The sequence below is a fragment of the Shewanella sp. 4t3-1-2LB genome, assembly GCF_017368415.1.
GTDB classification, from domain to species: Bacteria; Pseudomonadota; Gammaproteobacteria; order Enterobacterales; family Shewanellaceae; genus Shewanella; species Shewanella fodinae.
Genome location: NZ_JAFNJD010000001.1, coordinates 174,998 through 190,322, shown reverse-complemented (window position 1 = coordinate 190,322; position 15,325 = coordinate 174,998). Strand labels below are relative to the sequence as shown.

The following is a 15,325-nucleotide window of genomic DNA, read 5'->3' as shown; positions in this document are numbered from 1 at the left end:
ACAGTAGGAGCATATATGTCTGTGATTTGGCGCAAAAGGCGTTTGCTGACCGTGGCTGTCAGCGCCCTGCTGCTGGTATTTTCCACCACTGTCACCGCGGCCAATGACTATAAAAAACAGCGGCAGCAGTATCTGGATGCCAGAGACGCGCTAAAGAACAACCAGTTGGAGACCTATCAGAAGTTACGACGTCAGTTAGACAACTATCCGCTGGTTATCTACCTGGACTTCAATGCAAATCTCGACACTATTCTGAAAATGCACGGCAAGCAGGCCTATGCCGCTATGCAACCCTTTATCACCTCGCCACTTTACGATATGGCCAGACACCGTTATTTGCTGCAAGCTGGCGATGATAAGCGTTGGCAGGATTTTCTGGCTGTATCGCCGGATCTGCCGCGGGCGACCGATCTGCAGTGTTATTACTATCGCGCAAAATTAAGCGAAGGTGCGACCACAGAAGCTTATAAAGGTGCCGAAAACCTGTGGTTGACCGGGCATTCACTGCCTAAAGCTTGTGATCAACTGCTCACGGCATGGACTCATGCCGGATTACGTAGTCAGGAATTGATCTGGTCACGCATGTTACTGAGTTTTGATGAAGGTGAAACCGGCCTACTGAGTTTTCTAGCGCAGAAAATCACCCAGCATAAAGCGCAAGCGCAGTTACTGTTAGATGTTTACCGCGATCCACGCACGCTACGCCATAGCCGCGCCTTCAGCGGTCATGCCGCTATCTATGGCGATATTGTGGCTGCCGGGCTAAAACGTTTGGCGGCAAAAGATCTCAAGCAGGCTTTCTCTCTGTATGCCAAGTATCAGAAAGCGGGCCGTTTTAATGACGACGATGGTCGTAAACTAAATCGTTATCTGGTGTGGTATGCCCTGCTGAAACGGGAAGATGGTTTACGGGATGTTGTCGATACCATGTTGCCGTTACTACGTTCGGACGATCTCACCGAACGGCGGTTACGTTGGGCTTTGGCCGAGCAAGATAGTGCAATGGTGAAAAAACTGCTGCCACTCCTCAGTGACGAATCCCGAAATGATGCCCGCTGGCAATATTGGCAACACAGGTTTGGCCTTGTGGATGATGCCACCTACGCCAAAATTGCTGAGCAACGTAATTTTTACGGCTTTGCAGTGGCCAATGAGCTGGGGAAACCGCTAAATCTGGCCCATGACCCAACCGTTAATCAGGATAATCTGCAGGCACGCTTGGCTGACGATCCGGGATTGGCACGGGTTCAAGAACTCATGGTTCTCGACAAATGGCTCGACGCCAAACCAGAATGGAGCTTGTTGCTGCAACGCCATAATCGGCAGATGCAGGCACAGTACGGTCTGTATGCCTTGCAGCAAGGTTGGGAAGCCCTTGCCGTAGATACCAGTATCACCGCCCGTTTGTGGGACGATATGGCCATGCGCTTCCCGTTTCCAGAGCAACAAAGTTTCGACAAAGCTGGCAAAAAATTTGGTGCATCAGTGAACGAATTGCGAGCCATCTCTCGCCGGGAAAGCGCCTATAACCCCTATGCCACCTCAGGGGCTGGTGCCCGTGGCTTTATGCAGCTAATGCCCGGCACAGCAGCTCGTACCGCCAAAAAATACAAATTGCCGTACGATGGGGTCAAAAGTCTGTATCAGCCGGAAATCAATATTCCGTTGGGTAGTGCCTATTACAGCCAGTTATTGCAGCAATTTAAGGGCAATAGGATCCTCGCTGCCGCCGCTTATAACGCGGGGCCGTCCCGGGTCAGTCAATGGCTAAAAGACAGCCAGGGCAAACTCGATCTGATGACGTTCGTAGAGGTGATTCCTTTTACTGAAACCCGAGAATACGTTCAGGCAGTCTTTACCTATCGGGCTATTTATGAACGAAAACAACAGCAAAAACTCCCATTCTTCAGCCGCGAGGAAATGCAATATCACTACTGATGCTGCAGTTGTAATGTCATAGCAATAATCCCGTCGCCGGATAAATATGCGGTTCTGACTTGGCACTGGCGCGCACAGCGATTACCTTGATAACAGTTGTCGGCGAATTTAAAAGGAAAGTTATGCCACAAGCCGTTATCGAGCAGGCACTGCAGCAACTGCAACAGGTGTTGATAGGCAAACCGCGGGTGATCCGCATGGCACTAGCCTGCATTCTGGCTCGTGGTCATTTACTGATAGAAGATTTGCCTGGCATGGGCAAAACCACCTTATCGCAGGCGCTAGCACAAACACTTGGCCTCAGTTATCAGCGCATTCAGTTCACCAGTGACATGCTTCCAGCCGATATTCTCGGGGTCTCTATCTTCGATAAACAGCAGGCGGAATTCGTGTTTCATCCTGGTCCCATTTTTCGGCAGATGGTGCTCGCTGATGAAATTAACCGCGCCAGCCCCAAGACCCAAAGTGCGCTGTTAGAGGCGATGGCAGAACAACAGATCACCATAGACGGTATTACGCACCTGTTACCTCGGCCATTTTTTGTGGTTGCCACCCAAAACCCCAGTGAACAGTCCGGCACATTTCCGTTGCCAGAATCGCAGCTTGATCGATTTATGATGCGATTATCGATTGGCTATCCCAGTCAGGACGCGGAATTAAAAATGCTGAAAAGCAGTCACGATAAATCACTACCGCTGCCGCAATGCCTGAGTGCGATGGAGTTGACACAGCTGCAACAACAGTGCGATCAAGTTGCCGCATCAGATGCGCTGCTGGCATATATTCTGGCGCTGGTAGAAGGTTCACGCGAGTTGAATGAAGGCTATGGATTATCTCCCCGAGCAGCCAAAGCATTGCTCGCTGCTGCCAGAGCCTGGGCGTTTATTCATGGTAGGCAGTATCTGGTGCCAGAAGATGTTCAAGCGATCTTTGTCGCCGTTGCCGAACACAGATTACGTCAGTCCAATCAGCAACAAGGTGAACAACTTTCGCTGCGGCTACTCAGCACCATTAATCCGATCCGGTAAGCCGTGATGATGACCGCCTCTCCCCCATTTATGCGACGCTGGCTACACCAATGGTTATCCAGGCGCATCCCGGCGGGTCCACGGCAGCGCTTGAGTCATCGCAGCATCTTCATCCTGCCCAGCGGCTTTGGCTTAATGTGGTTACTACTGACCCTACTGCTGTTTTTGTTTGGTACTAACTATCAGAACAATTTGGTGATCGGACTGAGTTTATTACTCGCCAGTGTCTTCGTTAGCGCTATTCTCCATAGCTACCGTAATCTGGCAGGACTGTGCATTCATGCCTTACCGCCCACCGAAGTCTATGCCGGTGACACCGTTGCCATACCACTGAAGGTATCGGCCGATAGCCAGCTGTATCAAGTACAATTGGGCTACCCTGCGGGCCAGATGATGACCGCGTCACAGATATCATCGCAGCCGCAAATCATTGTATTGCCGGTAACGACCAGCACTCGCGGCTGGCTGACACCAGGAAGGTTATTGATAGAATCGCGCTTTCCGCTGGGGCTGTGCCGCGTCTGGTCGTGGGTTGATCTGGATAACCGCATATTGGTATATCCGGCATTGCGACAGTCACCGCTGCAGTTGCAGGGATATAGCGATGACGGGGTTCACTCACAGCACCACCAGCCAGGGATAGATGAGTTTAGCGGTCTTAAATCATGGCACCCAGGTGAATCGCTAAAGCAGGTAGCCTGGAAGCAGTATGCTCAGGGCCGTGGAATGTTATTCAAGGAGTTTGCCGATCCACAAGGTCAACCGGTGTGGCTGCAGCTTGCCCCAGCACTCAATGCCATTCAGTTAGAACAGGCCCTGCAACAACTCTGTTGGCAGGTGGATATTCTAGCTCGCCAACAACGGAGTTGGGGCTTAAAACTGGCGCATCAGGTGATAACACCGTCGGCGGGGGAGCCACATCGACGCAGCTGTTTGGCAGCATTGGCGCTGTATCAACCAGCACCGGAGTCAAAAGATGAATAGCAGCGATCATCTTAGCCGTCGCACCCTATTTTGGTTGCTGCTGACCAATATTGCCGTGCTGTTGCCGCTGTATGACAAGATCACCGTGGCGACGCTTGGGATCTGCGCTATCTGCTTCATCTGGCGTTTAGGCATATATCTTGGGAAAGTCTCACGGCCTCCACGACTGCTGGTCACCCTACTGGCGCTGTCTGCGGCAATAACACTCGCCTTGGTGAGCCGCGAAATGGGCTTACTGAACGCACTGATTAATCTGCTGATCTTGGGGTACGCGTTAAAGTACATAGAAGCCAGAATACGGCGTGACGTTCTGGCGATCATTCTGGCGGGATATTTCCTCATTGCGCTGACGTTTATCGATCATCAAGGCATGGGTAATGTGTTACTGCTGCTCCCCGTCACCGCTATCAATACGCTCACACTGGTTAGCCTTTACCGTGACGATTGCTCCGCCGCCACACAAAGCTGGCTTACCGTCAAACTGCTGCTGCAAAGCCTGCCACTCACCTTATTGCTATTTATCGTCATGCCAAGATTTGCCCCATTATGGATGGTGCCACAATTAAAATCAGCCAGTACCGGATTAACGGATGAAGTGGGCTTTGGCGATATTTCGCGATTGACCCGCTCGTCGGATCTAACCTTTCGCGCCACCTTTGACGGCCCAGTTCCGCCGCCACAGGCATTGTACTGGCGAGCACTCGTACTGGAAGATTTCGACGGTAAACACTGGCGACAAGCGCCAACCACCAAGGCATTGCAACATAAGGTCAATCTGTTGAAGCCCAACAGAACTCCCCCAAAAGGCAATAGCCGCAGTTATCGTGTCATTGCCGAAGGCTCCGGTCAGCAGTGGCTGTTTGCCATAGGCAATGCATTCAGTGATACCCAAGGCGTATTTAATCTGCCTGACTATCGGTTATATGCTGGCCGGCCGTTACAGCAAAAATTTCAGTATCGGGTACAACAGTATGTTGATGCCCCATTACATGAGGAGCCGTTGAGCGACGCCGAGCGCGAGCGCAATCTGGCATTGCCCTCATCAGTGAATCCCCGCACCCGAGCCTTAGCACAGCAATTTGTTACTGCATATCCGCAGCCAGAACCACGTCTCGACGCCATGATGCGCTATTTCAATCAACAGCCGTTTTTCTATACGCTGACACCACCGGTGACCGGCCCGCAACAGTTGGACGATTTTCTGTTTGAAACCCGTGCTGGTTTTTGCGCGCATTACGCTTCGGCATTTACCTTTATGGCCCGCGCCAGCGGGGTGCCTGCCCGGCTGGTCACTGGCTATCAGGGGGGAGAATTCAATGCTGATGCGGGGTATCTGAGCGTTTATCAATACATGGCCCACGCCTGGAGTGAAGTGTGGCTGGCTGACCGTGGTTGGGTGCGCTTTGACCCTACCGCCATGATTGCGCCACAACGTATTGAGCAAGGGTTTGATAGCCTGTTTGCGCCTCAGGACAGTTACCTCGCTGGTACGGCTTTTTCCGGTATTCGCAGCAGTGCTTGGTATAATCAATTGCGGCTTCGGTTGGCGAGTCTCGACTATTACTGGACCGTCTGGGTCTTAGGTTTTAATGGTGAACGACAGCAGCAGGTACTTCGCGGACTATTAGGTGAAATCACCACCACTCGCATTGCATTTCTGGTCTTAGGGGTCATGACCCTGATATTTATCATTATCGGCTACAGTGCCGGTTTAATTGCATTGCCCACACGCCAACCCCAACTGGACCGAGACTTCCAGCACATAAGCCGCCTGGCCGCGCGAAAAGGCGTTATTCGCGCCACCGGATGTGGCCCTAAAGATTATATTCAACAGTTGATCCAGCATTGGCCGGAGCAACAAACGCCGCTCACCGAGTGGCGAGAATTATATCTGCAACTTAAATACGCAAAACTGTCGCCCGTAACGCAACGTATTACCGCCAAACGGTTCCATCGGCTCACCGCTCAGCTGTGGTTACAACTGCTGCGCACTGCACCGCGAGCGGCTGCAGAGTCCACGCCAGCAACACTGTCAGCGACCAACCGCTAAGCAGCCATCACTTTTATCGCCCTCAGGCGTCGCAAGCCGAGCGATCAACAGTGGCACATTCCAAATCAGCTATTTAGAATAGCGGACATCCGCCACTGAAGGCCATCGATCAGGAATCGCATGTTTACACTGATCCAATCCAACAAAATGGAGTTATTGTCGGCTGCCCTCGCCGACCAGTTACGTACGCCAATTGCAGGCCAGTCACCTTTGACCGAGGAGCAAATCCTGGTGCAAAGCCCTGGGATGTCCACCTGGTTGCGGCTAGAAATTGCCAAGCATAACGGTATTGCAGCAGCGCTGAATTTTCCGCTGCCGTCTAGTTTCGTCTGGGATTTGTGTCATCAATTACTGCCTGACGTGCCGAAAGAGAACGCGTTCACCAAGGAAGCCATGACCTGGAAGTTGCTGGGATTATTACCCACACTCATGGGTGAACCGCTATACGCACCACTACAACGTTATCTGGGCGACGATAGCAAACAATTACCATTGAAGCAGTTTCAACTGGCGGCGCGCATTGCCGATATTTTTGACCAGTATTTGGTGTACCGACCCGATTGGATTGCGGCTTGGGAAGCCGAGCAACTGCCGTTTCCGCTAAATGACGAGCAGCAATGGCAACCGCAGTTATGGCGACAACTGCGCCAGCGCAACCAACAACTCGGACTCAGCGGCTATCACCGCGCTAACTTGCATCAAGCACTGGTCTCTATTCTGCGCGATGACCAACAAGCACTACCGCAGTTACCCGCACGGTTGTTTGTCTTTGGTATCTCGTCCATGCCGCCACAGATGTTATCGGTACTGCAGGCACTGGGGCACCGTTTGGATGTGACAGTTTTCAGTCTCAGTCCCTGTCAACATTACTGGGGCGATATCGTTAATCCCAAGACACGCGCGCGCATTAATCTCGCCTACAGTGAAAAACGCCAATTGCCGGAAAACTGGCAAGACAGTTTGATTGTTGGCAATCCCCTATTAGCTAACAACGGTAAACTCGGCCGCGATCTGTTGGATCTATTGCTGGAATTGCCCCCAGAAGATATCGCGTTGGGCGATGACCTGTTTTACCCCGCAGGCAACGCTAACCTGCTACAGGGATTACAACAAGATATTCTGGAGATGGAGACTCGCGGCCGCTTGCTTGGCCCCGACAGTGAGTTGTATCTGTCGCTTGAAGGCCGCCGAATACTGCGCGCTGATGACGACTCTATCACACTACGCAGTTGCCATTCACCACTGCGTGAAGTCGAAACACTGCACGACCATCTGCAGTGGTTATTCGCGCGCGAGCCCCAGTTATCGGCGAAAGATATCGTGGTGATGATGCCTGATGTGGCCGCTTATGCGCCTTATATTGATGCGGTATTTTCTCGTCGCGAAGGCCAGTATTACATTCCTTACGCGATTGCCGATCGCGGTGCCAGCCAAGAATCCCCGTTGATCAGTAGCTTCCTGCAATTGCTGGATATCAATAACAGCCGTTTTGCGCTGACCGAGGTGCTGACACTGCTGGAACTGCCGGCCACCCTAAAACGATTTGGGCTGGATGAAGAAGCTCTCTCGCAGATCCGTCAGTGGTTGGAACAGGCCGGTGTGCGCTGGGGTCGTAGTGGCACGGCACGGCAGCAGCAACATGTACCAGCCTTTGAGCAGAACTCATGGGCCGAAGGCGTAAGGCGCTTGATCCTAGGTTATGCCCTAGAAGATGATAGCGATCTGTTCAGCGGTCATCTGCCAGTTGCAGGCGTTGAAGGGCAAGCGGCGCAAGCACTCGGCAAACTACTAAATTTTATTGAAGCTTTGGATAATACGGCAAAAGCATTGTCCATTGCCCAACCCGCCGCAGTTAGAATTCAGCAACTGTCAGAGTTTTGTTTGCAATTTTATGCACCAGAAGAAGACAGTGATACTGAGGCATTAATGGCAATTCATAATGCCATAGCTAAGCTTGCATCAGAATTATCGAACGCAGGATTTGACGGTGAGCTAGAACAACAACTGCTGTTACAGTGGTTCCGTTCCCAGTTAGAAGAATCCCGCGTTGGCCAGCGTTATCTCGCCGGGGCCGTCAACTTCTGTACACTCATGCCAATGCGCTCCATTCCGTTCCAAGTCGTGTGTTTGCTGGGAATGAATGATGGCATTTATCCACGGGTACAACATCCGGTCGGATTTGATCTCATGGCGCAACAAGCGCCACGCCGCGGAGACCGTTCGCGACGGCTGGACGACCGCTATCTGTTTCTGGAAGCATTGCTTTCTGCCAGGCGGCAGTTATATATCAGCTACATCGGCCGTTCTCAGCGCGACAACAGTCCTCGTAATCCTTCGATGCTGGTGGCCGAACTGCTGGAATATTGCCAGCTCACTTGCCTACCTGAGACACTGGTAGCGTCGTTACAAGGCTCGCCGCTAAATGCCAACACGCTGCAACAGTTGGAAGCTCGCTTGATGCATATGCTGGTCAAACAGCAACCGTTACAACCGTTTGATGCCGCATTGTACCAGCCAGCATTATTAACCCAGCCCGCCAGCGTGCCATTTACGCCGTCGTTTTCGCTGCAATGGTGCCCACAGCCAGATGCCGCCGTCACGGAAGATTTTCTTGTTGGCACACCGTTACCCTTGTCAGATGCGACAAGTGAAGATAGTGCCGCGCCACAGATCATCGAACTGCAGGCATTGATACGTTTTTTCCGCAATCCGGCGCAGTATTTTTTCAATCGTTGTCTCAAGCTGGATCTCGGTCTGGATCTTAATGCGGATGACAATGACGAGCCGTTTACACTCAATGCCCTGCAACGTTATCAACTACAGTTGCTCATGGTACAGGATGCACTGAAACACGATGGTATCCGCTCAACGACACTGACCGCCCGGCTCAAAGCCAGCGGCCAGTTACCCAACAAACCATTTGATGACCTATTACTGGGCCGATACCAACAGGATGTCGCACCGTTATTGGACCGTACCCTGTACCTGCGTGGTGAGCAGCAGCAAACATTGACGGTGGATCTGCCGTTTCCAGAATTAGCTTGTCGTCTGCACGGGCGGTTGGATGATATCAGCGCTAAAGGGTTGATCAGCTGTCGCCCCGGCGGCGCCAAAGGCCGAGATATTGTGCGCTTATATCTCCGGCATCTGGCACTCAATGCCAGTGGCTGGCAACGTTATAGCTTCCTGCTGGATATGGGGAACTTTCATGCATTGGCACCCATGACAAACACAGAAGCCAAACAACAGTTACTGCTGTGGCTACGCACCTTTGCCGAGGGTCAGTCTCAGCCGTTGCCATTTATGCCACAGACTTCGCTAGCTTATGCCATGAGTGACGGCCAGACCCATGGCGAACGGCTGGAAGAAGCCAAAGCTGCATGGGATGATCGACAAGGAAAAGACGGCAATCTGCTACCCGGTGAAGGCAGTGAGCCCCATTATCAACGCTGTTTCAGTTTTCCTGATAGTTTTACCGAAAACAGCTTTGGCATGCTGGCATTGACGCTGCTATCCCCGTTAGTTAACCGCTATCAGCGCGGAGAACTGCATGAACTGGCAGAATTTGTTGCCAATGGTGGCAAGGAGCCTACACATGAGTGAAATCAAGCCAACACCAGCGCTTCCCCCCAAGCTGCTGAATGCCATAACCTTGCCACTGCAAGGTGCGCAGCTGATTGAAGCCAGTGCCGGCACCGGAAAAACCTATACCATCTCCGGCCTATATCTGCGCCTGTTACTTGGCATAGGCATCCATGAACCGCTGCCTTGCGAGCAAATATTGGTGGTAACCTTTACCAACGCCGCTACCGAAGAACTGCGAGAACGTATCCGCAATCGGATCCGTCAAGCTTATCGCGCTTGTCTTGGGTTGCCAGAAAGCGATCCTTTTATAAAGGAAATATTGGGATTGCTCAGTAGCGAGCAGCGGCAGTTGGCACTCAGCCGCTTGGATCTGGCACTGAAATCTCTCGATGAAGCCGCCATATTTACCATTCATGGTTTTTGTCAGCGGGTTCTCAGCGATCTGGCGTTTGAATCGTCACTGCTGTTTGATGCCGAATTTACCCTGGATGACAGCGAATTTCTGCATCATGCCGTACGCGATTTCTGGCGCGAAGCCTGTTACCCATTGGACGGCATGCTAGCGCAGATCATCTTTGAAAAACTGCCAGGTCCCGATGCTCTGCAACAAAAATTGCGACCGTTATTGGGCAACCGTGAAGCCATAGCAACGCCACCACCGCCAGCCTTCAGTCATATCGCAACAGCACTGAAACCCGCGCTAGCAAAGCTGCACCGCCAATGGCCCGCCGCACGACAGACCATCCAGCAGCAACTGTTTGCGCTATCGCTTAATGGTCGCCGTTATGGCAAAAAAGAGGATGGCTATCCGCTGCTAGTAGAGGCTTTTGAACAGTTGGATAGCTGGGTTAGCAGCCATCATGACCTGCCACCGGCGAATGCACTGGATAAACTGTCGTTGCAGCGTCTGAGTCTGAATAAATCCAGCGCCCCGGCGCCTACAGATGCTGAAGCCCCAGTGCTAGCATTGATCGACAGTATTTTGGCCATGCAGACCCAGCTACTGCCGGCATTTCTATACCTCGCTCGCGACAATATCCGCCAGCGCTTTGCTGCCGAAAAGGCGCGCCGCAATATGCTGACACCGGATGACCTGCTGTCCACCTTGGCTTTTGCGCTGGGGCACCCAACATCCGTACCGACGGCGGCAGCTACCGACGGTAAAACATTAGCCAAAGAGATCGCCCGCCGCTTTCCAGTCGCGCTGATTGATGAATTCCAAGATACTGATCCGCTACAATTTGCCATATTTTCTCGTATCTATGCGGCTAGTCTGTCGCTGGTATCCGAGGAGCTTGAGTTCCCAGGACGCACTGGCGGCTTATTGATGATAGGCGATCCCAAGCAAGCCATTTATGGGTTCCGCGGTGGCGACATCCATACCTATCTGGCGGCCCGCACCGAAACCCACGGACAATATACGCTTGGGACCAACTATCGCTCGGCTGAAGCGATGGTCAGTGCCGTCAATACCCTGTTCAGCCAACATAGCGCCCCTTTTGCCGGTGAAACAATTCTGTTTGAAGCCGTAAACGTACCGCCAGAAGCCAAACATAAACAGCTGCAAAGCCAGCACGATAACCACGCATTACAGATCCGCCTGCTCAGTGAAGATCCCAACAAAGGACTTAACAAAGATACTGGCCGCAGCCTGCTGGCCGAAGATGCCGCTGAACAGATCCTGGCACTGCTTAATGAGCAGGCGATAGTGATTAATGGCGGGCACCAACGACCGCTGCGCGCCCGCGATATTGCCGTGTTAGTGCGCGATCATGTAGAAGCCGCCATGATGAAGGATGCACTGGCGAAACGGCAGATTGGCGCGGTATTTCTCAGTCGAGACAGTGTCTTTGCCACACTAGAAGCGCGCGAGCTGGCGCTGATTTTGACGGCGCTAGCCAATCCGCGAGATGAAATGGCGCTACGCAGTGCCATGGCAACCCAACTGCTAGGATTAAGCATTGGCGCCATTCACGAATTTAATCAGTCAGAAGATAGCCGAGCGCTGTGGCTAGAGCGCTGCGAGCGCTGGCATCAAGTGTGGTTAGTCAGAGGTATTATGCCCGCCATTATGCAACTGGCGGCGGATACCGGCGTAATCCACCGGCTGCTGGCGGGTCAGAATGGGGAGCGGCGGCTCACCGATCTGCGTCACCTTTGTGAATTATTGCAGCAAAAATCGGCCGAACTCGATGGCCCGGCGGCGCTACGTTATTGGTTTGAGCAACAGTTGTTGGATGCTGCCAATGGCGAAGAGCAACAACTGCGTCTGGAAAGTGAACAGAATCTGGTACAAATCGTTACCATTCATAAGAGTAAGGGACTGGAATATCCAGTGTGTCTACTGCCGTTTATCAGTTTGGCGGGTAGCGTCCGAACGCCAGATCCGCTGCTTTATCATAAAGATCAGCAGCTTTGGTGGGATCTAGACAGATCGGATGCGGGTAAAGAGCAACAGAAGCAGGAGCAACTGGCGGAAGATTTGCGGTTATTGTACGTGGCACTGACACGACCGATTTATCGCTGTTATCTGTCCATTGCTAACCACAGCACTATGTTAAAAAACGGCATTAAGAGCCACCTGCCGCAAACAGCCATCGGTTACCTGTTGGGCCTCACCGATAGCAGTATCGACTTTGCCCAGCTACAACAGCAGTTGCTACCGTTGCAATCGGAAGCTATTTCGGTTGCCGTAATAACAGCGGCAAAATACAGTGGCGTACTGACATCGCAGAATAGCCAAGCGCAGGCGGCTACACCGCTGAAATTGACCATGCCACAGCAACTGCCTTGGCGTGTGGGGAGTTACAGCGGTCTGGTGAAAGAGACCGGCAACTATGACGACAGGTCTGCAATACCCAAGGACGAAGCAGAACGCCCACCACAAACGCCGGGGATGGACGATGAACAGTTCAATCCACAGTTGAGTCAGATAATGACAACGGAGCAACTCCCTGCCCCGAGGTTTCTGTTTGAAAAAGGCGCCAATGCCGGTTCCTTTATGCATCAGGTACTGGAAGATCTGGACTTTGATGCCGGCGATAAAATCGCCGCGCTGCAGGCGGTGCTGCCCAATGCCATGTTGCAATATGGTATCAACCCTGACCAATTACCTTTGTTGCTGGACTGGTATCAACAGATCTTGACGGCACCGCTCGGTACCGCCGAGCGAGATCCAGGATTATCGCTGGCGCAACTTTCATCCCAAGCGATCGTTGCCGAGATGGAGTTTTATTTGCCAGTCAGTAAACTCAGTTGCCAAGCACTCAACCGACTACTGGCCCAATACGGTTATCAGGCAGATTTCAGTTTCGATACCCTAAGAGGAATGCTCAAAGGCTTTATTGATCTGACCTTCAGCTATCAGGAACGCTGGTACATTGCCGACTATAAATCCAACCATCTGGGCGATGACTTCAATTGCTATCACGGTGATAATCTGCAACAGGCAATGCTGGAGCACCATTACGATCTGCAGTATCTGCTGTACACCCTGGCACTACATCGACTGCTGAGTAAACGGCTGTCAGGTTATCAATATCAACGAGATTTCGGTGGCTGTTACTACCTGTTTTTACGTGGCATGTCGCCACAATATCCGGGCGCGGGTATCTATTTTGATAAGCCTCCACAAGCGTTAATCGAAGCACTGGATACGCTATTTGTCGGAGAAGCTTCCGCCGAGGCAGATGCTCACGGCCAGTTCAGTCTGGAGTTAAGCTGATGGAGATCATGTCGTTGGCTCTTATCACGTCACTACCTATGCCACAATTGTTACAACAGGCTGAACAGCAAGGGGCGGTCAGCGCCTTGGATCGCCACTTTGCGCTACAGCTGTCAGCACTGGCAGTACCACCACAACCCCCAGCCATGTTGCTGTTATTGGCGTTACTGTCAAAGCAATTGTCGGCGCAGCACAGTTGCCTGCCCCTCGCCCATATTGATGCCGACAACCCTTTGGAACTGCGGCAACAGCCAGAAAGTGCAGCGCTCACCTGTCGTTTTGACTGTTCCCAATCACAGCTGGTGCCGCAGATTGAGCAGCTACTCAACGAGTCCTCGTTGGTCTGGGTTGCCGCAGCACAGACCGAAGATCCCCATAATCGGCCGTTAGTGTTACAAAGTGGACGTCTGTATCTACGGCGCTACTGGCACTATGAGCAGCAGGTAGCGAGCAAACTGCGGCAACTGGCGTGTGACAGTGAGATTGCCCGCCGCTTAGACCATAATGCCGAATTAATGCGTAGCAGCGCTGCATTACTGCAAGGTTTATTCCCCACAGCAGATGCAGCCATTGACTGGCAAAAAGTGGCGGCTGCAACCGCTCTTACCCGCCAACTGGCGGTGATTACCGGTGGGCCGGGTACCGGCAAAACAACCACCGTCACCAAAGTACTGCTGCTGTTACTGCAATTGTTACCCACATTATCCATCCGTTTGGTAGCGCCGACCGGCAAGGCAGCTGCTCGGCTTAGTGAATCGATCAAAAGCACTAAAGCCAGGCTGCAACCACAACTTAATGGCCCATTAGCACCTTTACAACAGGCTTTGCAGCAGATCCCTGAACAGGCGGCCACGATTCATCGCTTATTAGGGGTTATCCCCGGCGACAGTCGCTTTCGTTATCATCACGACAATCCATTACTGCTAGATCTGCTGATAGTGGACGAAGCCTCAATGGTCGATTTGCCCTTAATGGCAAAACTGTTAGATGCGCTGCCCGATAATGCACGCCTGATCCTGTTAGGCGACCAGGATCAATTAGCCTCAGTAGAAGCCGGCGCGGTACTGGCAGATATCTGTCAAGGCCTGAAATCAGGTGATAACTGGCAGATGCGCTACAGCCAAGCGCAAGCCTTACGGTTAAGTCAGCTGTGTCAGCAGCAGTTACCAGCCGAGGCAAGCGCATCAGCGTTGGGTGATAGTTTATGTATGTTGCGCCATAGCCATCGCTTTGAGGATGATGCGGGCATCGGTTTGCTGGCCAATGCGGTGAATCACGGAGATACCGCAGCCATTACCCAGATCTGGCGTACTGGTTATCAGGAACTGCAATGGTATGAGCACAACGATGATGGCAACGGCCTCAAAGGCCTATTAGCGCAATGCCAACAAGGTTATGGCGTATATCTGTCGTTGATGCAGCAACATGCTGAACCGCAACAGATCCTTGCAGCCTTCAATCAGTTCCGGGTGTTGTGCGCTATGCGCAGTGGCGACGCGGGCGTTGAGAACATCAACCTCGCCATTACTCGAGCATTAACATTAACGAGCAAGCTAAAACCTCATAGTGAATTCTATGCGGGCCGCCCGATAATCATCCGTAGCAACGATTACAACCTCGGGCTATTCAATGGCGACATCGGACTGATTTTGCCGGATGCCAGCCAGCATAACCGGTTGATGGCTTGGTTTGAGCGCGCGGACGGCAGCATGCTCAAAGTGTTACCGGCACGATTACCCAGTCACGACACCTGTTTCGCTATGACAGTACATAAGAGTCAAGGTAGTGAGTTCGACAGTGTTGCCTTAGTGTTACCGACAAACCCTCGGGGCCCGCAGCTACAGTTGCTGAGTCGGGAGTTGTTGTATACCGCCATCACCCGCGCCAAACGCCGATTTATTTGTCTCGGAAACAGCCGAGAATTTACCGCCGCCAGCCGTCGCCTCACCCGCCGCGCCTCTGGCTTAGCACAGCGATTATGGCAATGACAGTGGGGACAAGAGCAACAATTGCAGC

Annotated in this window: 7 protein-coding genes; all 7 read left to right on the top strand. The window is 52.4% G+C overall.

Features of this window, described 5'->3' with window-relative positions:
* The first annotated feature begins 15 nt into the window (after positions 1-15).
* The 7 genes from J3L11_RS00820 (at position 16) to recD (ending at position 15,297) form a co-directional block, all read left to right on the top strand.
* On the top strand, positions 16-1,938 hold the full coding sequence (locus tag J3L11_RS00820; RefSeq protein ID WP_207569703.1) for a transglycosylase SLT domain-containing protein: 1,923 nt from the start codon (positions 16-18) through the stop codon (positions 1,936-1,938).
* A 122-nt stretch (positions 1,939-2,060) separates the two neighbouring features.
* A complete protein-coding gene (locus J3L11_RS00815) occupies positions 2,061-2,966 on the top strand; it encodes an AAA family ATPase (RefSeq protein ID WP_133039643.1) in 906 nt (301 codons plus the stop codon).
* A gap of 6 nt (positions 2,967-2,972) precedes the next feature.
* Positions 2,973-3,950, top strand: coding sequence for a DUF58 domain-containing protein (locus tag J3L11_RS00810; RefSeq protein ID WP_242695010.1), 978 nt, complete (start codon positions 2,973-2,975; stop codon positions 3,948-3,950).
* Entirely contained in the window at positions 3,943-6,000 is a 2,058-nt protein-coding gene (locus J3L11_RS00805; RefSeq protein ID WP_207569702.1) for a DUF3488 and transglutaminase-like domain-containing protein, read from the top strand. Before J3L11_RS00810 ends, J3L11_RS00805 begins: the two co-directional genes overlap by 8 nt.
* Before the next feature lie 120 nt (positions 6,001-6,120).
* The gene (recC, locus tag J3L11_RS00800; protein ID WP_207569701.1) at positions 6,121-9,603 is read left to right on the top strand and encodes an exodeoxyribonuclease V subunit gamma; all 3,483 of its coding nucleotides are present in this window, start codon (positions 6,121-6,123) and stop codon (positions 9,601-9,603) included.
* Positions 9,596-13,309, top strand: a complete 3,714-nt coding sequence (gene recB, locus J3L11_RS00795) for an exodeoxyribonuclease V subunit beta (protein ID WP_207569700.1) — start codon at positions 9,596-9,598, stop codon at positions 13,307-13,309. Before recC ends, recB begins: the two co-directional genes overlap by 8 nt.
* Positions 13,309-15,297 (top strand): exodeoxyribonuclease V subunit alpha, encoded by a 1,989-nt coding sequence (recD, locus tag J3L11_RS00790; protein WP_242695009.1) that lies wholly within the window; start codon positions 13,309-13,311, stop codon positions 15,295-15,297. Before recB ends, recD begins: the two co-directional genes overlap by 1 nt.
* Positions 15,298-15,325 lie beyond the last annotated feature (28 nt).